Raw genomic sequence first — 19,133 nt, 5'->3', positions numbered from 1 at the left:
TGTGGAAAATATCCCCCCACCGGTCGCGACGGGCGATCTTCGCGACAATCCGGAATCGCTTTCCAATAGCCCGATCCGATGCCACCATCACGTCATGAAGATCGCAATTCTCGACGACTATGCTCGAGCGGCGTTGCGGCTTGCGGACTGGTCCGAAGCCGCCGCGCAGGCCGAGATCGTGGCTTTCGATCGCCATCTGACGCCCGAGGAGATGCCGGATGCTCTGGCGAGCTTCGAGGTGATCTGCACGGTGCGCGAGCGCAGCACGATCCCGGCCGGCACGCTGTCGCGGCTGCCGAAGCTTCGGCTGATCACGGTCACGGACAGCCGGGTCCGATCCGTCGATTTCGCGGCGGCCGCGGCACGCGGCGTCGTGGTGAGCGAGGCCCGACCGCCGGGCGAGACGCCGCCCCCCAGTCACGCCGCGGCGGAATTCACCTGGGGATTGCTGCTGGCGCTGGTGCGGCATATCCCGGCCGAGGCGGCAAGCCTTCGCGCCGGCCACTGGCAATCGTCGCTGGGCCTGTCGCTCGCCGGCCGGACGCTCGGCTTGGTGGGGTTCGGCCGCATCGGGCGGCGGATGGCCCGCTATGCGGCAGCCTTCGGCATGGATGTCCTGGCCTGGAGCCAGAATCTCAGCGCGGCGGATGCGGAGGCCGGCGGCGCCAGGTTGGTCGAGAAACGCGAGCTGTTCGGCGCCAGCGACATCGTCAGCGTCCATTATCTGCTGAGCGCGCGGAGCCGGGGCATTGTCGGACGGAGCGACATCGCGGCAATGAAGCCCTCCGCCTATCTGATCAACACCTCCCGCGGCCCCCTGGTCGACGAAGACGCGCTTGTCGCGGCGCTGCGCGAGAAGGCGATCGCCGGCGCGGCGCTGGACGTGTTCAACCAGGAGCCCCTGCCGAAGGATCACCCCCTGCTCGCGCTCGACAATGTCGTGCTGACGCCGCATCTGGGCTTCGTCACCGAGGACGCGATGCGGCGCTTCTATCAGGGCATGGCGTTCGCGGTGGCAGCCTATCTGCGCGGCGAGCCGGTCAACCTGTTGCCGGCGACCTAGCAGGCTGTTGAAGAAGTCTTTTGCCGACGGGCGATGAAGGGGATGTCGTCGCCGTTTTGGAGGGAGATTTCGCCTTCGAGGGAGTCGTCGGTTTTGATCTCGGCCCATCCCTCGCCGGAAGCTTCGTCCATTTCGTCGTTTCCTGACCATTCGAACTCGATGGCATCGCTTGCGCAGGCGCCCTGGAAGGAACCGGTGAGGCAATCCAGGGCGAACTCGCCCCCATCCTTATCGAACAGGATGTAGGAGCCCGGCCCGGCCATGTCATATCCCGGCGTCTCGACGACGCGCCATTTGCCCTTCAGCGTCATGCCGGCACCGCCAGGAGTTTGGGCAGGCGGATGAGGTTGTAGGCGGACAAGGCCATGACGAAGGTGGCATTGACACGCGCCAGCCCACGGACCTTGACCTTGGCCAAGCCGGCCGATGCCTTGATCCAACCGAACACCTCTTCGATGCGCTTGCGGCAGACTTGGCTCACGGCATAACCGCAATGGCGCAGCGTCCGGTTGTCGATGGCCGTCTTGCGCGGCTTGCCGGTCTTGCTCAAATGCCCATCGATGGCGACGTGCGGCGTGATCGCGCGCGCCCTAAGCGCCTCGACGAAGGCCTCCACGTCATAGGCCTTGTCGGCGCCTAGCGTGATCCGCCGTCGTCGCCGGGGACGATGGCGATCCACCAGCGTCAGCGCTTGGTCCCGTTCGGCCATGCCGTTGGCTTGGCTCGCCTGGCCTAAGACCGCCAGGCCGTGGCGGTTCTCCATCAGCGCATGCCCCATGTAGCAGAGCTTGGCCGGCTGGCCATCGCCCTTCTTGTAGAGCTTGGCCTCAGGATCGGTCGTGCTCTCATGGGTCTCGTTGGAGCGTTTCTCCTTGTGGAAGCTGCGCTCGGCGTTGCGGCCCGGACCATCCTGGTCGTTGTCGGCGCCGTCCTTCCTGCGGAAGCTCTTGAGCGAAGCCCACGCCTCGATCAGCGTCCCATCCACCGAGAAGTGCTCGCTCGACAGAAGCCGCTTCACTCGAGGCTGAGCCAGGATCGCGTTCAGGAACTTGGCCGCGATGTCACCTTGAAGCAGCCGATCCCGGTTCTTCGAGAACACCGAGTGGTCCCATGCCGGATCATCCACCCCAAGCCCGACGAACCAGCGGAACAGAAGGTCAAACTCTATCCGTTCCATCAGCAGCCGCTCCGAGCACACACCGTAGAACGCCTGCAACAGCGTCGCCCGCAACAGCTTCTCCGGCGCGATCGAGGGACGGCCAAAGTCCGTGTAGAGCTCGTCGAAGTCCTTCGACAGATCCATCAACGCCGCGTTCGCAATTTCCCGGATCACCCGCAGAGGATGGTCATGGCGAACCCGGGACTCCAAATCCACGTAACTGAACAGCGCCCCGGACCGCTCGTCGCTTCCACGCATCGTCCATCCCTCGGCCGACCCGCCCAAAGGGAATCACGATCCCAAACGCGCCGCCAGAGACTTCTTCAACAGCCTGATAGGCCTGTACGCAATAAAAATAGGTGTCATGGCCGTGCCGGCGGTCGCACCGCAGATCAGAGACCGCGCGAGCGCAGGATGTTCAGCAGATTTTCCGCGATGATGCCGCGATCGGTGTTGAACACGTCCAGCAGCTTCTCCCGATCCCGGCGGCGCAAGGCCTCGAGCAGATGCCGGTCCGTCGAGCCGCCCTTCGGCCGCGTGCTGGGATGCTGCGTCGCGGCCAGCAGGGACCGATAGCGGTCCGCCAGCGACCAGAGCCGGAGCGCCTCGCTCACGAGGAATTTCTCCTTGGACAGGTCGAAGACCGCCTGGCGGAAGCGGCGATGGTGGATCGCCCATTCCGCGCGCTGCCCCGTCGCCTGCAGCCGCTCGATCTCGTCGACGGCCTTTTCGAACGCCGCGAGCGCGGCCTTGTCCGGCCATTCGATGGTGGAGAGGACTTCGCCCTCGACCAGGCGGCGGATGTGATAGAGCTGACGTGCTTCGTCGCTGGAGACCGAGGCGACGAAGAAGCCCCGGTTCTGGTCGTGCATCACCAGGCTTTCCGCGGCCAGCAGCTTGAGCGCCTCGCGCACCGGGACGCGGCTGACGCCGAACTGCTCCGCGAGCTCCGCCTGCCGCAGATGCACCCCCGGCGCGAGCGCGCCCTTGGTGATCATCTCGCGGATCTTCTCGACGATCTCCGAGGGGATGTTCTCTCTGGGACCGCCAACGCTATCTACGGCCGGGCTCGCCATGGCTGCCTGTGCGCTCCGTTTGGCATCATACATAGCGCTTAGATAAGATGCGTATAAACAATTAGCTAGCGATATGCTGTCAAAGACAACTTGCCGGCCCGTATTTGCTGGAAAATCGCGGCGATTTCAACGGAAAATCTCGCCGGCCGCCAAGACAAGCCGCAGCGCGGCCGGCGCGTCGCCGCCGCCCGCACCGCGCGCGTGCCTGTCTGCAGCCTAGCCGAGCCGGCTGAACACCCGGCGCGCATTGCCGCCGAACACGTCGGCGCGCGCCGCCGGCGTCAGCCAGTCCATGCCGTCGATCAAAGGCTTCAGGTCGTCGAACGGACGGCCGGTCGACGGATCGACGGCCGAGCCGACACCGGGAACCTCGGTGCCGAACATGACGCGGTCCGACCCGACGGTGCGGATCAGGTATTCCAGCGCCTCGCGGGAGTAGAGCACGCTGTCATAGTACATGTGGCGCATGCTCTCGTCGAAGGTCTCGACCACCGGCTTGGACTGGACCAGTCCGAGATGCGGCGGATGCAGCAGCCGCCCCGCGCGCCAGCGGCCGATCTGGTACGGCACCGAACCGCCGCCATGGCTCACCACGATCTTCAGCTTGGGGAAATCGTTGAAGACCCGCGAATTGGCCAATGCCCAGCATGCGATCGAATGCTCGGTGATCATATGATGGCTGTAGGATTCCTTCTCCGTGCAGCGGCAGCTGGCGGCATGGATGAGCGCCGGACAATCCAAAGCCACCAGCTTCTCGTAGAGCGGATACCAGTATTCGTTCCCCAGATTGGGAGTCGGTTCGCCGGCACCTTCACCCGGATCCGGGTTCAGGACGCAGCCGACGAACCCCAGATCGTTGATGCAACGATCCAGTTCTTCGAACGTGTTGGTGGGGCTCACGCCGTAATTCTGCGGAATGCCCGCGACGCCGCGGAAGACGCCGGGAAACAGCCGGCAGAGCTGCGCGATGATGTCGTTGTTGGCCCTTATCCAGGCATGGACGATCTTCTCCGGCTTCTCGGAATGCATCTGATGGAACGGGCGCGGCGAGATCAATTGCATGGTCGTGCCGACGCGCTTGAGCGTGTCGACGTGCTTCTGCGAGGCCTTGAGCACGATCTCGTCGGGCAGCTGCAGTCCGCCCAGGCCGTGCGCCCCGCGCCCCGCATGCAACAGCGATTTGTACTGATAGAATTCCGGTGGGGCCGAGGCGTGCCCATGAATGTCGATAATGTCCATGATCCGTCCGATGGTACGTATAGTTGCTATAAAAAAGTGAATACTATATTGGATGCGTTGTCAAACTTCGGGTGCCGAATTGTGCGCCTCGGGCTGCATTTTCGCGGTGCGGAGCGCGCCCGGGTTGACCAGCCGGTCAGGCGGATGCATCCCGGACCGCATCGCCCAGCACGCGCTTCAGGCCGGCGGACAACGGTCCGTTTCCGGCATAGGTCACGATCTCATCGAGCTGGGCGAGATTGGAAATGCCGACCAACGCCGTGGAAACGTTCTTGTCGAACAGGGCGAACCGCGTGGCGGCTTCCTTGAGGCTGAGGCCGGCGGCCTGCAATTCGGTGCGCAGCGATTGATTCCGAAGGAAGCGCGAAAGCAGAACCGGGTCGCGATACGACGTCGTTTCGCCGCCATCCACGAGCGCGCCGCCCTCCAAAATCCGCAAGGCCACGATCCCCATGTTCCGGTCTGCCGCCGCCAAGCCGATCTGCGCATAATCCGGCGCCACCGCGGCCGGCACGTTCGCGAAGGCGGATGGGTTCAGCGCGCTGTAGTTGACGAGCACGCCGTCGAAAAGCCCGCTCTCGACGACGTCTTTGGCAGCCGGCATTTCGCCGCCGAAGGCACAGCAGCCGATGGCGGCGATCGTTCCCGAGCGCTTCAGCGATTGCAGCGCCTCGGCGACGGGGCCGAGCACGTCGTCCACACGCAGCAAGGCGCCGACACCGATATTGGGCCGCGCCGCGCGCTCCCGTCCGACCCGATTGTGCAGGTGCACGATGGCGACGCGATCCCGCCGCAGCCGTTTCAGGCTTTCTTCGACGGAGCGCAATACGGCGCCGTGGAGATCGCCGAAATCGTCTTCCGACAGCACGACCTTGGTGGCGATATCGACCGGCGCGTCCAACGCCGCGAGCGTCTCGCCGAGATTGGTTTCGGAAAGGCCATGGCCGTAGACGGGAGCGGTGTCGAAAAGCGTGATGCCGTGCCGCACCGCCCGCGCGACGACCTCGCAACGCTCCTTGAAGCTTCCATCGACCATCAAGCCGCCCGTCGGACCGCAGCCGAACCCGACTTCGGAAATCCGCAGCCCGCTGATGCCGAACGGCCGCAATGTCAGCTTGTTTTGCATCGCAGTGTCACCTGGCGCCGCCTGAAGAACGTGCGAGCCCGGGCCGCCTTTGCGCAGCCCGGACTCGGCCGTCGACCCTTCTACAGATTTGCCTCGACCGAGACACCGAACGTGGCAGGCGCGCCGGGCGTCCCCAGATCGCCCGAGGACGATGCGAGGTAGGAATAATATTGGGTGCCGGTGATGTTCTTGCCCCAGACCCGGACATCGTATTTTTCGCCGGGCAGCGTCCACGTCAACGACGCGTTCAGAAGGCCGTAAGGCTGTTGAGTCAGGCGATCGTCGGGCTGAAAGTAGAACGCACTGGTGTAGTTGTATCCCACATCGGCGGTGAGTGTTCCCATCTGCAGCTGCCATGTGTAGTTCGCGCCGACATCGAACGCCACGTCGGGCGAACGGACCATCGTGTTGCCGCTCGCGTCGATGGTGCAGGTGGTGTTGGCGCCGGTGGGCGTGCCGGTGGTATGCGGGAACGGCGTGCAGGAGGCCGGCGACGGAATCTGCGCCGGCGCGTTGGGGAAGCTGTCGTACTTCGCATGCAGCAGTTCGATGTTGCCGCGCAGCATCAAGCCGTCGAGGGGTTCGTACAACACCTGTCCGTCCATGCCGTACATCGTCGCTTTCGCGGCGTTGAACAGGATCGAACCGCCGCCGCCGAGACGCGTCACCAACTGGATGTTGTTGTAGTTGTAGTAGAAGCCCGAGAGGTTGAGCTGCAGATGGTTGTCGAGCAGGTTCGACTTGACGCCCGCTTCGTAGGAATCGAGTACCTCCGGCCTGGCCGGCGGATTGGTCGGCGCCGTCAGGTTGAAGCGGCCGCTCTTGAACCCTTCATTGGCGGAGACGAACAGCATGATATTGTCGGTAAGCTGATGATCGAGGGACGCGCGCCAGGTCCAATGCGCCCAGCCCTTGTCGAGCTTGGTCACGTTGAACGTACCGCCGTTCGGCGTGATCTGATCGCCGAAGAACTCGCGGTTGTCTTCGGTGTAGCGGATGCCGCCGGTCAGGTTCGTGTCCTTGAGGATCGTATAGGTCGCCTGTGCGTAGGCGGCATAGGACTGCGTCGTCTGCAGGCCGTTGATGAAATTGGTGCCGCCGACGCTGTTGAAGTTGCTGCCGTACTGCCGGATGGTCGAGGAGTCGTGCAGGTTCTGGTAGAAGACGCCGGCGATCCAGCTCAGGTCGCCGCCCTCGAGCGACTGCAGCTGCAGCTCTTCGCTGTATTGCTGGTTCCGGTAGCCCTGGAAGGTATGGAAGACGTCGCTGGCGCCGGAATCGAGATCCTCGTGGATCACGGTGTGGTTGTTGCGCACGGCCGACAGGCTGACGAGCCTCGCCCAGGAAAAATCGTGCTCGACCTTGCCGCTCCAGCCGCCGCCGACATAGGTGTTGAACGGCTGGAAGTTCGCGTCGATGTTGTAGAAATTTCCGGTGTTCGGCGTGAGGCCGTTGGTGAACGCGCCGGGAATGGGCTGGCGGCCCGCGCTCAGCGACGTCCAGATCGAGCTGTAATCCTCCGAGAGCGTGATGGTGGTGCTTGAATCGAGCGTGAGGACCTGCTTGGAGCGCACCGCGGTGTTGGAGCTGCGGTAGATATCCTGGCCGTTGAAGATGTTGCGGCCCCAACCGTCGGCCTGGTCGTGATAGGTGACGGCGATGTCCGCCACCAGATTGTCGGTGATGGCGCCGGTGAGGTAGCCCTGCGCGTCCTGGGTGCTGAAATTGCCATAGCCGACGCTGCCCTCGAAATGCGTATCGGCGGTCGGCGTCTTCGTGATGATCTGGATGAGGCCGCCCGTCGCGTTGCGACCGAACAGCGTGCCTTGCGGTCCCTTCAGCACTTCGATGTGGTCCACATTGTTGAAGGCGAACAGCGTCGCGGGCAGATCGGCGATGTAAATCCCGTCGACATAGGTGGCGACGCTGGATTCGGTGCTCGAACTCACATCGTCGGTGCCGACGCCGCGCAGATAGAAGACCGGATTACCGAACTGCGGGGTTATGACCAGGCCGGGCGCGATGGCCGGAAGATCCATCGTCGACGTCACGCCCTGTATCTTGGCGTCGTCCGCGCTGATCGCGTTGATCGTGATCGGCACCTTCTGGCTGTCTTCGGAGCGCCGCTGCGCCGAAACGACGATGGTCTCGATGCCGCCGGCCGCATCCTGGGCCCAGGCCGCGGCGGGCGTTGCGGCGGCGACGGCCAATGGCAGCAGCGCCAGGCGATGGGCGTATCTCGGACGCTTTGCGGGCGTGTGGTCGATGCGGCGTTTCATGCGTTTCCCCTGTATTTTTTTAACCGCCGAGCGCCTTTGTGACGCCCGGATTGCATTTCCATGTCGTATACTAAAAGTGAATACTATTTTTTTGTTCCCTGTCAAGCAAGCTGCCGCTCCGGCATGCGAATGCCGGCATGCGTTGCATATCGGCATCGAAGGACGCCGGTGGCGCAGCCTGTCGGGTCCGCTGGAGCGGGAAGGATGCGTCGGAGAAGAGGGAGTCGCCATCGCGCGGCCACGACACGTTCATACGCACTCCGAACATCGCAACGCGACCGGCACATGCCGCCGGTCAGGCCATGCGAACCCGGCAATCGCTACGCACCGGGCCTTACCTTGGAGCGACCGCTACCGCGCGGCCGCCGTCATGTCGGTGTATTTCCGGGTTCCCTCGACGCCGTCGACATCGCGCGGCAGCGTGACCTCGGCGGAACGCACGCGATACGACGCCGGCCGCTGTGCTTCCGGCGGCTCGCTTCCGTGCGCCAGCGCCTTGGCGGCCTCGAGCAGCTTCTTGCGCATCATCACGATCGCGGTGTCGGACGACGTCAGACGCTCCTTGGTGCGGTCCGCGATGGGCCCGCCGCCCTGGTCGGAGGTCACGGCATAGTCCTGCACGGGGACCGACTTGATGCCGGAGAAATTGCCGTACTTCTGGAGTTGCCGGTCGATCAGGTAGTTGTTCGAGCGGTTGGCGACGGTCTGGAACGTGCCCGGGATCATCTCCGGAAACAGCAGTCCGTCCCGGACGGTCTTCATGTCGTCTTCGGTCAGCGGCTTGTCGTAGCGCGCATAGATGCGGAAATGAATGGAGGTCTCGTCGTCCATCGGAACGCGGATGTTGGTGATGAAGGGGCGTTCGGCGGCATGCGCGACCAGCGTGGTGTAAGGCATCAGCCACTGGTTGACCCGCCACGAATAGTTCTCGGGCCCGGCCTCGCGGCGCGCCGCCAGCACGATGCCGTAATCGGTGTTCTTCACCGTCCAGCGCGGCGCCTTGTCCGCGAAGACGTTCGCGCTCTGCCCTTTGAACAGCGGCTTCTCGTCGAGCCGCTTGTGGAGGAATCCGACATGGCTGGAATCGATGTCGCCCTCCATCGACTGGATCCAATTGGTCGGGATCACGATCTTCTCGACATAGCGGTGGCTCTCCGGCAGGTCGAACAGCTCGGCCTCGGGCAGCTTGGGGCACAGCTCCGGCGGGCCCATGTAACACCAGACCACGCCGCTGCGCTCGACCGCGGCATAGGCCGTCGTCTTGATGTTGTCCTTGATCATCTCGCCGTTCGAGACGTTCGGAAGGTCGACGCAGTTGCCGTTGCGGTCGAATTTCCAGCCGTGATAGGCGCAGCGCAGGCCGCACGCCTCGTTCCGGCCCCAGAACAGATGGGCGCGGCGATGGGGGCAATAGGCGTCGAGGATGCCGATCCGGCCTTCGCTGTCGCGGAACGCGACGAGCTGCTCGCCGAGCAGGGTCAGCCGCACCGGCGCGCAATCGGGCTCCGGCAGTTCCGACGAAAGCATCGCCGGCGTCCAGAAGCGGCGCAGCAGCTTGCCCATGCCCGTCTCGGGGCCGGACCGGACGATGAGTTCGTTGTCTTCTCTGTTCAACATCTATCACCTCGCTTGGGGCTCCGGCGCGAAGCCGGTCTGCGCGGCTAACCGCGGTTCAACGATACTTTGCGCGTCTCTTCCGCAAGAAGGACTGCACCGATTCCGATGAGGCAGAACACGGTGAGCGGCAGCAGCACGCTCACCAGAATGCCTTGCTTCGCGTTGAGCAGGCTTGCCGCGAGGAAGGGCAACAGCCCGCCGATCGCCGAGCCCGCCTGCTTGCCCAGCGCCGAACCGCTGAAGCGCAGCCGCGTGTCCTTGAACAGTTCCGAATAGAAGCTGACCTCCATCGCGCCGATGCCGCCGGTCAGCACACCGCTTGCGAGCGCGAAGCCCATGGCCGAGACGAAGAGATTCCCCGAGGGCAGCAGAATGAAGTATTCGACGGGGCCGTAGAAGATCGCGATCACGAAGCAGCCCGCCAGCACGGTTCGGCGGCCGATGCGGTCGCCGAGATAGCCGGCCAGCGGCGTCGTGAACTGGTGCATGATCCCGCCGGCCAGCACGCCGAGCAGCATCGCGGAGCGGTCGAGGTGCAGCGTCGCGACGGTGTAGGAAAAGCCGAAGGTGCTGAGCAGGTAGATGCAGGCGAGCGCCGCCGCGGCACAGACCACGACGATGAACAGCGCCCTGCTCTCATGGCGGAAGACTTCGGCGATCGGCAGCCTGGCCGGCGGCGCCTTGGCGATCGCGGCGAGATAGATCGGCGATTCGTCCACGCTGCGCCGCATATAGAGTGCGACGCCGATGACCACCGCGCTGGCCAGATAGGGGATGCGCCAGCCCCAGCTCAGCATGTCCGCCACGGGCAGCCTGCTGACCAGCAGGCTGGAGGAGGACGAGAGGATCACCGCGGAAGCGGCACCGCTCCACACCAGGGCGGCGAAGAATCCCCTTCGCTCGGCCGGCGAGCTTTCCAGCGCGAGCAACGGTCCGCCGCTCGACTCGCCGCCGACCGCGACGCCTTGCGCGAAGCGCAGCACCATCATCAGGACCGGCGCCGCAAGCCCGATCTGCGCATAAGTCGGACACAGCCCCATGAGGATCGCCGATACGCCCATCAGCATGAGCGCCATGATCATCATGGGCTTGCGGCCGATGCGGTCGCCGAAATAGCCGAACAGGAGGGCGCCGATGGGGCGCGCGACGAAGCCCACGGCGAAGAGCCCCATCACGGCGACGAGGCCCGCCTCGGACGACATCTTGGGGAAGAAGATTTTGTCGAAGACCGCCGTTCCGAGATAGGTGTAGATCCCGAAATCGTACCACTCGATCATATTGCCGAGATAGCAAGACCAGATCAGGCGCCGTCGCTTCGCAAGATCCTCTGCCGAGATCGCTTCAGCCATTTCCTCTCGTTCCCGCCCGCCGCTCTTTTTGATTCGAGGCTGGGCTACTTTTCGGTCGCCGATTGCGCAGCGTACCGACATCCAGAATACGCCCGGCGCCTTGGCGTTCGTCCACTCCTCCGTCGAGGCGGGCGAACCGGCCCAGCCGTCCGGGACGGCGGCGCCAAACCGGCAACGGCTTACTTTCTGCTATACCAAATTGAATACTATCTGAGATGAACTGTCAACGCGTCCGGTTCTCACGCGATCAGGAGCGCGGCTTCCTCGGGTAGCGCGCTCCAGCTCGTGCAATCGCTGTCGCGACCGACATAGAACTGGATCTTCTGGCCCGCGGGATCGCCGAGATAAAGACAGCGGCGCGTGGGATGATCGATCTCGAACAACGGCTGCAGGCCCCGCGCCGCCAGCGCCGCCTTGCCGCGTTCGAGATCCTGATCGTCCCGCAGCTCGACGCCGAAATGATGCAGGCCGGGCGCCCGGCCTTCGCGTTCGCGAAAAAGAGCCAGCGTCTCTTCGCCCAGCGATCCGCCGAGAACGACGAAGCTGCCGTCGGGATCGCCCGCCAGCACGCGCAGTCCTGCCAGCCTTGTATAGTGCTCGATCATCGCGGCGTGATTGCGGGTCACCAGCACGGCGTGGCTGACACGCTTGGGCTGGAAAGCCGCCCCGGTCAGCCGGGTGATCGGCGGGTCCACCGGATAGTACGATTCCGTGATCGGCTCGGTGGCACCGGGTATCCAGGGCCGCCCGCCGGTTGTGACGGCGCCGGAGCGCGCGGCGCGCCAGTCTTCGACGACGTCGGCATAGACCTCGAACCGGTTGCCGTCGGGATCGGTGCCATAGGCGCTGTTCGTGACGTCGGCGGAGATCGTGTAGTCGAACGCGAACCCGGCCTCCTTGCTCGCGTTGATGCCGTCCACCAGCGCTTTCTCGCTCTCCAGCTCCAGCGAGAAATGATGCAATCCGGGAACATGTCCCGCGCCCCGCGGTCCCGACAGGTCCATGAACGCCACGTCGTGATAGGTGTTTCCGTTGGTCATGAAGATCGCGCGGATGGATTCGCGGCGATAGGCTTCGTCGAAGCCGACGACGTCGCGATAGAAGGCGGCGACGTCCGCCACGCCATTGACCCAGAAATTGACGTGCCCGATCCGGCGCGGCGCGAAAATTCCGCCCTGCCCCTTGCGCGCTTCGGCTTTCGGCATCGGTCGTCTCCCTGTCCGCCGGGTTTGCGACCCGTTTCTCGAAAAATCATATACACTTTTGTAGGCAATCCTGTAAAGAGTTTAGGCCGCACGCCGGCCGGCATGCGTGATCGCCGCGCCAAAAGGGCCAGAAGGATATGTCCGCGGAATTCGTCTCACGGCTGCGCCGGTTCGACGCCTGCACGATCTCCGACGCGATGGACCGGCTGGGGATAGCCGGCGTCGCGAGCGGCCTTCCCCGCGCATCGGGCGACGGCCGCATTGCCGGGCGCGCCGTCACGCTGAAAGTCGGCGTCGGTGCGCCGCAGCCGGGGGCGCCGCGCCATCTGGGCACCGCCGCCATCGAGAGCGCCGGCCCCGACGACGTGATCGTCGTCGAGCAGCACTCCGGGATCGAGGCGGGATGCTGGGGCGGCCTGCTGACGCTGGGCGCCAGCGTGCGCGGCATCGCCGGCGTCGTCGCGGACGGGCCGGTGCGCGACATCGACGAAGCGCGCGGCCTCGGCTTCGCCATCTACGCTGCGCGCTTCACTGCCCGCACGGCCCGCGGCCGCGTGGTCGAGCTCGGCACCAATGTCCCGATCACCTGCCGCGGCGTGCGCGTCGAGGCCGGGGACTATGTCGTGGCCGACGACAGCGCCGTCGTGTTCATCCCGGCGGCGCAGATCGCGGCGACGCTCGATGCCGCCGACGCCATCGCGGCGCGCGAAGCGGCGATGGCGCGCGCCATTGCGGCGGGCACGCCGATCTCCGCCGTGATGGACGGCAGCTATGAACAGATGTTGAAAAAGGACTGAGCGTGACCGACCTTGCGCTGGCGCGTGCGCGCGCCCTCGACACCGCCACATTGTCCGATGCGCTCGACAAGCTCGGCATCGTCGGCCAATGCCACCGCATCGCGCCGCGCAGCACCGCCTTCAAGGCGGCGGGGCGCGCCTTCACCGTCCTTTACGGACCCGCGGCCAAGCCGGCGGGCACGGTCGGCGACTTCATCGACGACGTTCCGGACGGCGCGATGATCGTGCTCGACAATGGCGGGCGCGAAGACGTGACGGTCTGGGGCGACATCATGACCGAGGTCGCGCGCCGCCGCGGCATCGCCGGCACCGTCATCGACGGCATCAACCGCGACGTGCATCTGTGCCTGGAGCTCGGCTATCCGGTGTTCAGCCGCGCCAACTGGATGCGCACCGGCAAGGATCGCGTCCAGGTCGAGGGCGTCAACGTTCCCGTCACCATCGGCGGCGCCCGCGTTGCGCCGGGCGACATCGTCAAGGGCGACGCCGACGGCGTGGTCGTCCTGCCGCGCGCGCATGAAGAAGCCATCCTGGCCGCCGCCGAGGAGATCGCCCGGTCCGAGGAAGCGATCCGCGCGCTCTGCCGCGCCGGCAAAAGCCTGGCCGAGGCGCGCCGCGAACACGGCTATCACCGCCTGCAGAGCCGGAGCGAACCGTGAGCGGCCGCTTCGATCCGAGCCGGACCACGCGCACCGACTTTCCGCGCGTGGCATCTCACCTCGTACAAAAAGCCCTTGGTCTGCCCACCGCCACGCTGCACGAAGCGGGCGGCCGCATCGGCGCCCTGCCCTGCGCCATCAAGCCGATCGCCGCCGGCATGCGCCTCGCCGGGCCTGCCTTCACCGTGCACTCGCCGGGCGGCGACAATCTGTGGCTCCATCGCGCCATCGTCGCAGCGCAGGCGGGCGACGTGCTGGTGGTGCATGCCGACGATGCCTACGAATACGGCTACTGGGGCGAGATCATGGCCACGGCGGCGCAGGCGCGCGGCATCGCGGGCCTGGTCATCGACGGCGGCGTGCGCGACGCGGCCTTGCTGGAAGAGATGAACTTTCCGGCGTTTTCCCGCACGGTTTGCATCCGCGGCACGGCGAAGGATTTCACCGCACGCGGCTTCCTCGGCCATCCGCTGCGCCTCGGCGACGCCGACATCCAGCCGGGCGACCTGATCGTCGGCGACCGCGACGGCGTCGTCGCGATCCCGCGCGCGCGAGCCGACGAGATCATCCTCGCCGCGCAGAACCGCGAAGCGAAGGAAGCCGAGATCCTGCAAAGGCTGCTGGCCGGCGAGACGACGATGGGCATCTACGATCTCGGCGTCTGACGACAAGAAAAACTGGAGGAAAGCCATGGCCACCGACGCACCCAAGCCGAAGGATCTGTTCCTGATCGAGTTCCTGGCGCGCGATCCCGCGGCACCGGACCTCGCCAAGGCGCTCGCAGCGTTGCGCCGCGATCCGGCGCTCGCCATCGCGGGTTTCAAGGCTGTTCAGTCCCTATCGGAGCCACGCGTGACCCTTTATCTGGACGGCGTGCCGTTTGTCGCCCGCACCCGGGTCGTCGCCCGCGCGCGGGAGCATCTCTCGCAGCTGGCGGACGGCGATATCGAAGTCAGCCGGCTCTCGGCGCAGAACATGCTGGCCGGCGCATCTTACGGCGCGGCGGCAAGCCACCATCTCGTCGTGCGCACGAACGTCCCCGACGGCGCGGGCCACGAGCTCGAACGCTGGTATGATGAGGAGCATCTGATCGGCCTGGCGGCGGTGCCCGGCTGCACCCTCGCCCAGCGGCTTATCAGCCTCGACGCCCTGCCGCGCTACTATGCCTGCTACGATATCGTCTCGCCCGACGTCATCGCGACCCCGACATGGCTCAAGGTGCGCGAGACCGAGTGGAGCAGCCATGTGCGCCCGACCTTCCGCGACACCCGCCGCATCGTGTCGCGCCGCATCGACCAGGAGACCGCGTCTTGAGCGGCGCCCTGCCGCAAGGCGCCTGCGACACGCATTGCCATGTCTTCGGGCCGCAGTCGCGCTTCTCCTACGCGCCGAACCGCACCTACACCCCGGACGAGGCGCCGCGCGAAGCACTCTTCGCGTTGCACCGCGCCCATGGCTTCGATCGCGCGGTCATCGTCCAGCCGGCGGTCCACGGCTTCGACAACCGCGTCACGCTCGACGCGATCGCGGCCTCCGGGAACGCCTATCGCGGCGTGGCACTGGTGCCCGAGGACGTCACGCCCGCCGCACTCGAAGCGCTGCATGCCGGCGGCATGCGCGGCGTGCGCTTCAACTTTCTCAGCCATATCGCGCTGCCGCCGCCGGAGCGCACCGTGCGGCGCGTTGCCGAGCTGGTCGCGCCGCTCGGCTGGCACATCGTGCTGCATCTCACGCCGCCGGACCTGGCCACCGCCTGGAATTATCTGAAACCGCTTGCGCTTCCCTTCATCGTCGATCACATGGCGCGGATCAGCACCGCCGACGGCCTCGACCAGCCCGGCTTCCGCCTGCTGCTCGACATGGCGACCGATGCGCGCTGCTGGGTGAAGATCTCCGGCGCCGACCGCGCCTCGGCCGCCGGCGCGCCGTTCGACGACGCATTGCCGTTCTGCCGCGCCCTGCTCGAAGCCGCGCCGGAGCGGATCCTGTGGGGCACCGATTGGCCGCATCCCAACATCAAGGGATCCGTGCCGCGGGAATCCGACCTGCTGTCGCTGCTGCGCAAGGCGGCGCCGGAGCCGGCGCTGCTGCGCCGCGTGCTGGTCGACAATCCGAACCGTCTCTATCGCTTCGACGTCGCGCTTTAGCGCGTGCGATCGCTCTGTTTTGTATTGCAATATAGAATACAATCCTGATAAGCGACTAGCCCTACCAGGATGAGGAATTTGCCATGACCCGTTTTCCCGTGATCGCGCCCGAGACCTACACCGACGAGCAGAGGCGCGTCGTCGGGAATCTCGTCTCCAGCCCGCGCGCCGCGGTCCGCGGCCCGTTCCCGGCCCTGCTCCATCTGCCGGTGCTTGCCGACGCGGTGCAGAACCTCGGCACCTATCTGCGCTTCGAGGTCTCGCTGCCGCCCGCGCTCAAGGAGTTCACGATCCTGATCACCGGCCGCTTCTGGGGCGCGCAATACGAGTGGTATGCGCACCGCGCCCTGGCCCTCGAAGCCGGCCTCGATCCCGCCATCGCCGACCAGCTCGCACAGGGCAAGCATCCCAAGGGCCTATCCGAAGACCAGGAGGCGGTCTACGCGTTCTGCAGCGAGCTCCATCTCAAGCATGAGGTCAGCGACGCGACCTTCGCCCGCGCGGAAGCCAGGTTCGGCCGGCGCGGCGTGCTCGAGCTGATCGGGATCTCCGGCTACTACACGCTGGTCTCGATGGTGCTCAACACCGCCCGCGTCGCGCTGCCGCCCGATGGCGTGCCGCTGCAGCCGATCGAAAAGCTCGAGTCCTGATCCGCGGCGGCGAAGCCGCCATGGATAGAACGGACGTCATCGTCGTCGGTGCCGGGGTCATAGGCTTGGCCGTGGCGCGCGCCCTCGCCCTGGCGGGGCGCGAGGTCGTGATCCTGGAACGCGAGCGCCGGTTCGGAACCGGCGTCAGCTCCCGGAACAGTGAAGTCATCCATGCCGGCATCTATTACCCGCGCGGCTCGCTCAAGGCCGCGTTCTGCCGGGATGGCCGTTCGCGGCTCTACAGCTACTGCGATAGCCACAAGGTCCCTTATGACCGGTGCGGCAAGCTCATTGTCGCCGAAGCCGGTTCTCCCGCCGGCGCACTCGATGCGCTTCACGCACTCGCAGCGGCCAACGGCGTCGAAGATATCGCACGATTGTCGGCGCGGGAGGCAACCAGGCTCGAGCCGGAGCTGGTATGCGGCAGCGCCCTGCTGTCGCCATCGACCGGCATCATCGACAGCCACGCCTATATGCTGTCCCTGCTCGGCGACGCGCAAGAGCATGGCGCGGTCATCGCCTATGACAGCAAGATCGTGCGCCTCGTGCCCGAAACGGACGGCGTGACGGCACAAATCGCGGGCTCGGCGCTCAAGGCTCGTGTCGTGATCAATGCGGCAGGTCTCGACGCGACGGCCGTCGCGCGCACCATCGACGGTTTGGATTCCGCCGCGATCCCGGAAACCTTTTTCGCCAAGGGCTGCTATTTCACGCTGTCCGGGCGCTGCCCCTTTCGCCGCCTGATCTATCCGTTGCCGGACGAAGCGGGACTTGGGGTCCATCTCACGCTCGATCTGGCGGGCCGGGCGAAATTCGGGCCCGACGTCGAATGGATCGACAGCATCGACTACGACGTGCCGCCGGCCCGCGCCAGCTCGTTCTACGCGGCCGTCCGGCGCTATTGGCCGGGGCTGCCCGACGGCGCACTCGTCCCGGGCTATGCCGGCATCCGTCCCAAGATCGCCGGTCCCGGCGCCGCGGCGGCGGATTTCCGGATCGCGGACGGACGCGCGCATGGCGCGCCGGGCGTCATCAACCTTTTCGGCATCGAGTCGCCGGGCCTGACCGCGTCGCTCGCGATCGCCGACCATGTCGAGCGCCTTACACGGACGATCTTCGATGCGTGACCTCGGGACGTACGATTACATCGTGGTGGGCGCGGGCTCGGCCGGCTGCGTCCTCGCCAACCGGCTCAGCGCCGACGGCCGGCACAGCGTGCTGCTCGTCGAGGCCGGCGGCTCGGACAACAGGCTCTGGATCCGCATTCCGCTGGGCTATGGCAAGCTCTTCGCGGATCCGGCCGTGAACTGGCTCTACCAGACCGTTCCGCAGCGCGCGTTGAACGGCCGCCGGATCGCCCAGCCGCGCGGCAAGGTGCTGGGCGGGAGCAGTTCGATCAACGGCCTGCTCTATATCCGCGGCCAGCGGCAGGATTTCGACGCCTGGCGCGACGGCGGCGCGACCGGCTGGGGATTCGACGACGTCCTGCCCTATTTCCGGAAGGCGGAAGACCAGCAGCGCGGCGCCGACGCGTTTCACGCGACGGGCGGCCCGTTGCCCGTATCGGACCAGACCGAACCGCATCCGCTTTGCGACGCCTTCATCGCGGCCGCGGCGGCAGCCGGACACCCCGTCAACCGCGACTTCAACGGCGCGGCACAGGAAGGGGCCGGATATTACCAGACGACGTCGCGCCGCGGCCTTCGCGTCAGCGCCGCGACTGCTTATCTGCGGCAGGCGCGACGGCGGTCCAATCTGCGCATCCTCACGCACGCGAACGCCACGCGCCTCGTCATCGAGAACAACAAGGCCCGCGCCGTCGAACTGAACGTCAGGGGCGAACGCGCGCGGGCCGATGTGCGCGGCGAGGTCGTGGTCGCGGCCGGGGCGATCGGCACGCCGCACTTGCTGCAGCTCTCCGGCATCGGGCCGGCCTCCCTGCTGCGCTCGCACGGGGTCGATGTCATCCGGGACCTGCCGGTCGGCGAAGGCTGCCAGGATCATCTGCAGATGCGCGCGGTGTATCGCAGCACCAAAGCGTTCACCCTCAACGACGACATGCTGCGCCTGCACCGCCGGCTGTGGATCGCGGCCCGCTTCGCCTTCCTGCGCAAGGGGCCGCTGACCGTCAGCGCGGGATATGCCGGCGGCTTCTTCCGCTCGCGCACCGATCTCGACCGGCCCGACATGCAGGTCCACTTCATCAATTTCTCCACCGACAAGATGGGCACGAGCCTGCACCCCTATTCGGGCTTCACCGCGTCGTCGTGCCAGCTGCGGCCGACCAGCCGGGGGACCGTGCGGATAACCTCGCCCGATCCCAAGGCGGCACCCGCCATCGATCCGAACTATCTCGGTACGGAGGACGATCGCGTCGCCACCGTCGAGGGATTCAAGGCTCTCCGCGCGATCATGGCCTGCGAGCCGGTCCGCGCCTTCGTGGCGGCGGAGATGGAGCCTGGCCCGCACATCGCCACCGATGCGGAGCTGCTCGCCTATTGCCGCGAGCGCAGCAGCTCGCTGTATCATCCGAGCTGCACGGCCCAGATGGGCACGGGCGCGAACGCCGTCGTCGATCCACGGCTGCGCGTCCGCGGCATCGAAGGCCTCCGGATTGCCGATGCATCGGTCATGCCGGCGCTGGTCTCCGGCAATTGCCATGCCGCCATCGTGATGATCGGCGAAAAGGCCTCGGATATGATACGCGCCGACGCCGGAATACAGTCGCCGGGCCGCTGAACGCGTCGGCACGACCCATCCAGAAAGG

18 protein-coding genes are annotated in these 19,133 nt (G+C 66.0%); 9 read left to right on the top strand and 9 right to left on the bottom strand.

The features are described from left to right. Positions 1 to 94: 94 nt before the first annotated feature. Positions 95 to 1,063 carry a D-2-hydroxyacid dehydrogenase family protein gene (locus tag WDM91_23540; GenBank protein MEI9997588.1) on the top strand — a complete coding sequence of 323 codons (969 nt, stop codon included), beginning with the start codon at positions 95 to 97 and terminating at the stop codon, positions 1,061 to 1,063. Here the strand turns inward: WDM91_23540 and WDM91_23535 are convergent. The 9 genes from WDM91_23535 to WDM91_23495 all read right to left on the bottom strand — a co-directional run bounded on the left by WDM91_23535 (position 1,060) and on the right by WDM91_23495 (position 12,113). Next, entirely contained in the window at positions 1,060 to 1,374 is a 315-nt protein-coding gene (locus WDM91_23535; GenBank protein MEI9997587.1) for a hypothetical protein, read from the bottom strand. The genes WDM91_23540 and WDM91_23535 overlap by 4 nt on opposite strands. Then, positions 1,371 to 2,480 (bottom strand): IS5 family transposase, encoded by a 1,110-nt coding sequence (locus WDM91_23530; GenBank protein MEI9997586.1) that lies wholly within the window; start codon positions 2,478 to 2,480, stop codon positions 1,371 to 1,373. The genes WDM91_23535 and WDM91_23530 overlap by 4 nt, the downstream gene beginning before the upstream one ends. 134 nt (positions 2,481 to 2,614) lie before the next feature. Next, positions 2,615 to 3,298 (bottom strand): GntR family transcriptional regulator, encoded by a 684-nt coding sequence (locus WDM91_23525; GenBank protein MEI9997585.1) that lies wholly within the window; start codon positions 3,296 to 3,298, stop codon positions 2,615 to 2,617. 216 nt (positions 3,299 to 3,514) lie between these two features. Further along, on the bottom strand, positions 3,515 to 4,537 hold the full coding sequence (locus tag WDM91_23520) for an amidohydrolase family protein (protein ID MEI9997584.1): 1,023 nt from the start codon (positions 4,535 to 4,537) through the stop codon (positions 3,515 to 3,517). A 136-nt stretch (positions 4,538 to 4,673) separates the two neighbouring features. Continuing rightward, entirely contained in the window at positions 4,674 to 5,663 is a 990-nt protein-coding gene (locus WDM91_23515) for an aldo/keto reductase (GenBank protein MEI9997583.1), read from the bottom strand. A gap of 80 nt (positions 5,664 to 5,743) precedes the next feature. Next, positions 5,744 to 7,942, bottom strand: coding sequence for a TonB-dependent receptor (locus tag WDM91_23510; GenBank protein ID MEI9997582.1), 2,199 nt, complete (start codon positions 7,940 to 7,942; stop codon positions 5,744 to 5,746). Positions 7,943 to 8,293: 351 nt separating this feature from the next. Next, positions 8,294 to 9,559 carry a Rieske 2Fe-2S domain-containing protein gene (locus WDM91_23505; protein MEI9997581.1) on the bottom strand — a complete coding sequence of 422 codons (1,266 nt, stop codon included), beginning with the start codon at positions 9,557 to 9,559 and terminating at the stop codon, positions 8,294 to 8,296. A gap of 44 nt (positions 9,560 to 9,603) precedes the next feature. Then, positions 9,604 to 10,908 (bottom strand): MFS transporter, encoded by a 1,305-nt coding sequence (locus WDM91_23500; protein MEI9997580.1) that lies wholly within the window; start codon positions 10,906 to 10,908, stop codon positions 9,604 to 9,606. 239 nt (positions 10,909 to 11,147) lie between these two features. Continuing rightward, on the bottom strand, positions 11,148 to 12,113 hold the full coding sequence (locus WDM91_23495) for a VOC family protein (GenBank protein MEI9997579.1): 966 nt from the start codon (positions 12,111 to 12,113) through the stop codon (positions 11,148 to 11,150). Between the two features lie 137 nt (positions 12,114 to 12,250). Here WDM91_23495 and WDM91_23490 point away from each other — a divergent pair, with 137 nt between their 5' ends. From WDM91_23490 to WDM91_23455, 8 genes are all read left to right on the top strand, one after another. Then, entirely contained in the window at positions 12,251 to 12,910 is a 660-nt protein-coding gene (locus WDM91_23490; protein ID MEI9997578.1) for an RraA family protein, read from the top strand. Between the two features lie 2 nt (positions 12,911 to 12,912). Continuing rightward, positions 12,913 to 13,569: an RraA family protein gene (locus tag WDM91_23485; protein ID MEI9997577.1), complete on the top strand. Its 657-nt coding sequence runs from the start codon at positions 12,913 to 12,915 to the stop codon at positions 13,567 to 13,569. Further along, the gene (locus WDM91_23480; GenBank protein ID MEI9997576.1) at positions 13,566 to 14,234 is read left to right on the top strand and encodes a 4-carboxy-4-hydroxy-2-oxoadipate aldolase/oxaloacetate decarboxylase; all 669 of its coding nucleotides are present in this window, start codon (positions 13,566 to 13,568) and stop codon (positions 14,232 to 14,234) included. Before WDM91_23485 ends, WDM91_23480 begins: the two co-directional genes overlap by 4 nt. Positions 14,235 to 14,259: 25 nt before the next feature. After that, positions 14,260 to 14,883 carry a hypothetical protein gene (locus WDM91_23475; GenBank protein ID MEI9997575.1) on the top strand — a complete coding sequence of 208 codons (624 nt, stop codon included), beginning with the start codon at positions 14,260 to 14,262 and terminating at the stop codon, positions 14,881 to 14,883. After that, the gene (locus WDM91_23470) at positions 14,880 to 15,716 is read left to right on the top strand and encodes an amidohydrolase family protein (GenBank protein MEI9997574.1); all 837 of its coding nucleotides are present in this window, start codon (positions 14,880 to 14,882) and stop codon (positions 15,714 to 15,716) included. The genes WDM91_23475 and WDM91_23470 overlap by 4 nt, the downstream gene beginning before the upstream one ends. Before the next feature lie 83 nt (positions 15,717 to 15,799). Further along, positions 15,800 to 16,366 carry a hypothetical protein gene (locus WDM91_23465; GenBank protein MEI9997573.1) on the top strand — a complete coding sequence of 189 codons (567 nt, stop codon included), beginning with the start codon at positions 15,800 to 15,802 and terminating at the stop codon, positions 16,364 to 16,366. Positions 16,367 to 16,386: 20 nt separating this feature from the next. Further along, on the top strand, positions 16,387 to 17,493 hold the full coding sequence (locus WDM91_23460) for an NAD(P)/FAD-dependent oxidoreductase (protein ID MEI9997572.1): 1,107 nt from the start codon (positions 16,387 to 16,389) through the stop codon (positions 17,491 to 17,493). After that, a complete protein-coding gene (locus WDM91_23455; protein ID MEI9997571.1) occupies positions 17,486 to 19,105 on the top strand; it encodes a GMC family oxidoreductase N-terminal domain-containing protein in 1,620 nt (539 codons plus the stop codon). The genes WDM91_23460 and WDM91_23455 overlap by 8 nt, the downstream gene beginning before the upstream one ends. The last annotated feature ends 28 nt before the right edge of the window (positions 19,106 to 19,133 follow it).

It is taken from the genome of Rhizomicrobium sp., from assembly GCA_037200385.1.
GTDB lineage: Bacteria > Pseudomonadota > Alphaproteobacteria > Micropepsales > Micropepsaceae > Rhizomicrobium.
Note: the sequence above shows the minus strand (reverse complement) of the source record. Positions and strands in the feature narration are given on the sequence as shown.

What these genes read in the sequence shown, in the direction of transcription:
- WDM91_23540 (MEI9997588.1), top strand. Translation starts at nt 95, where the DNA reads ATGAAGATCGCAATTCTCGACGACTATGCTCGAGCGGCGTTGCGGCTT.
- WDM91_23535 (MEI9997587.1), bottom strand. Translation starts at nt 1,374, where the DNA reads ATGACGCTGAAGGGCAAATGGCGCGTCGTCGAGACGCCGGGATATGAC.
- WDM91_23530 (MEI9997586.1), bottom strand. Translation starts at nt 2,480, where the DNA reads ATGCGTGGAAGCGACGAGCGGTCCGGGGCGCTGTTCAGTTACGTGGAT.
- WDM91_23525 (MEI9997585.1), bottom strand. Translation starts at nt 3,298, where the DNA reads ATGGCGAGCCCGGCCGTAGATAGCGTTGGCGGTCCCAGAGAGAACATC.
- WDM91_23520 (MEI9997584.1), bottom strand. Translation starts at nt 4,537, where the DNA reads ATGGACATTATCGACATTCATGGGCACGCCTCGGCCCCACCGGAATTC.
- WDM91_23515 (MEI9997583.1), bottom strand. Translation starts at nt 5,663, where the DNA reads ATGCAAAACAAGCTGACATTGCGGCCGTTCGGCATCAGCGGGCTGCGG.
- WDM91_23510 (MEI9997582.1), bottom strand. Translation starts at nt 7,942, where the DNA reads ATGAAACGCCGCATCGACCACACGCCCGCAAAGCGTCCGAGATACGCC.
- WDM91_23505 (MEI9997581.1), bottom strand. Translation starts at nt 9,559, where the DNA reads ATGTTGAACAGAGAAGACAACGAACTCATCGTCCGGTCCGGCCCCGAG.
- WDM91_23500 (MEI9997580.1), bottom strand. Translation starts at nt 10,908, where the DNA reads ATGGCTGAAGCGATCTCGGCAGAGGATCTTGCGAAGCGACGGCGCCTG.
- WDM91_23495 (MEI9997579.1), bottom strand. Translation starts at nt 12,113, where the DNA reads ATGCCGAAAGCCGAAGCGCGCAAGGGGCAGGGCGGAATTTTCGCGCCG.
- WDM91_23490 (MEI9997578.1), top strand. Translation starts at nt 12,251, where the DNA reads ATGTCCGCGGAATTCGTCTCACGGCTGCGCCGGTTCGACGCCTGCACG.
- WDM91_23475 (MEI9997575.1), top strand. Translation starts at nt 14,260, where the DNA reads ATGGCCACCGACGCACCCAAGCCGAAGGATCTGTTCCTGATCGAGTTC.
- WDM91_23465 (MEI9997573.1), top strand. Translation starts at nt 15,800, where the DNA reads ATGACCCGTTTTCCCGTGATCGCGCCCGAGACCTACACCGACGAGCAG.
- WDM91_23460 (MEI9997572.1), top strand. Translation starts at nt 16,387, where the DNA reads ATGGATAGAACGGACGTCATCGTCGTCGGTGCCGGGGTCATAGGCTTG.
- WDM91_23455 (MEI9997571.1), top strand. Translation starts at nt 17,486, where the DNA reads ATGCGTGACCTCGGGACGTACGATTACATCGTGGTGGGCGCGGGCTCG.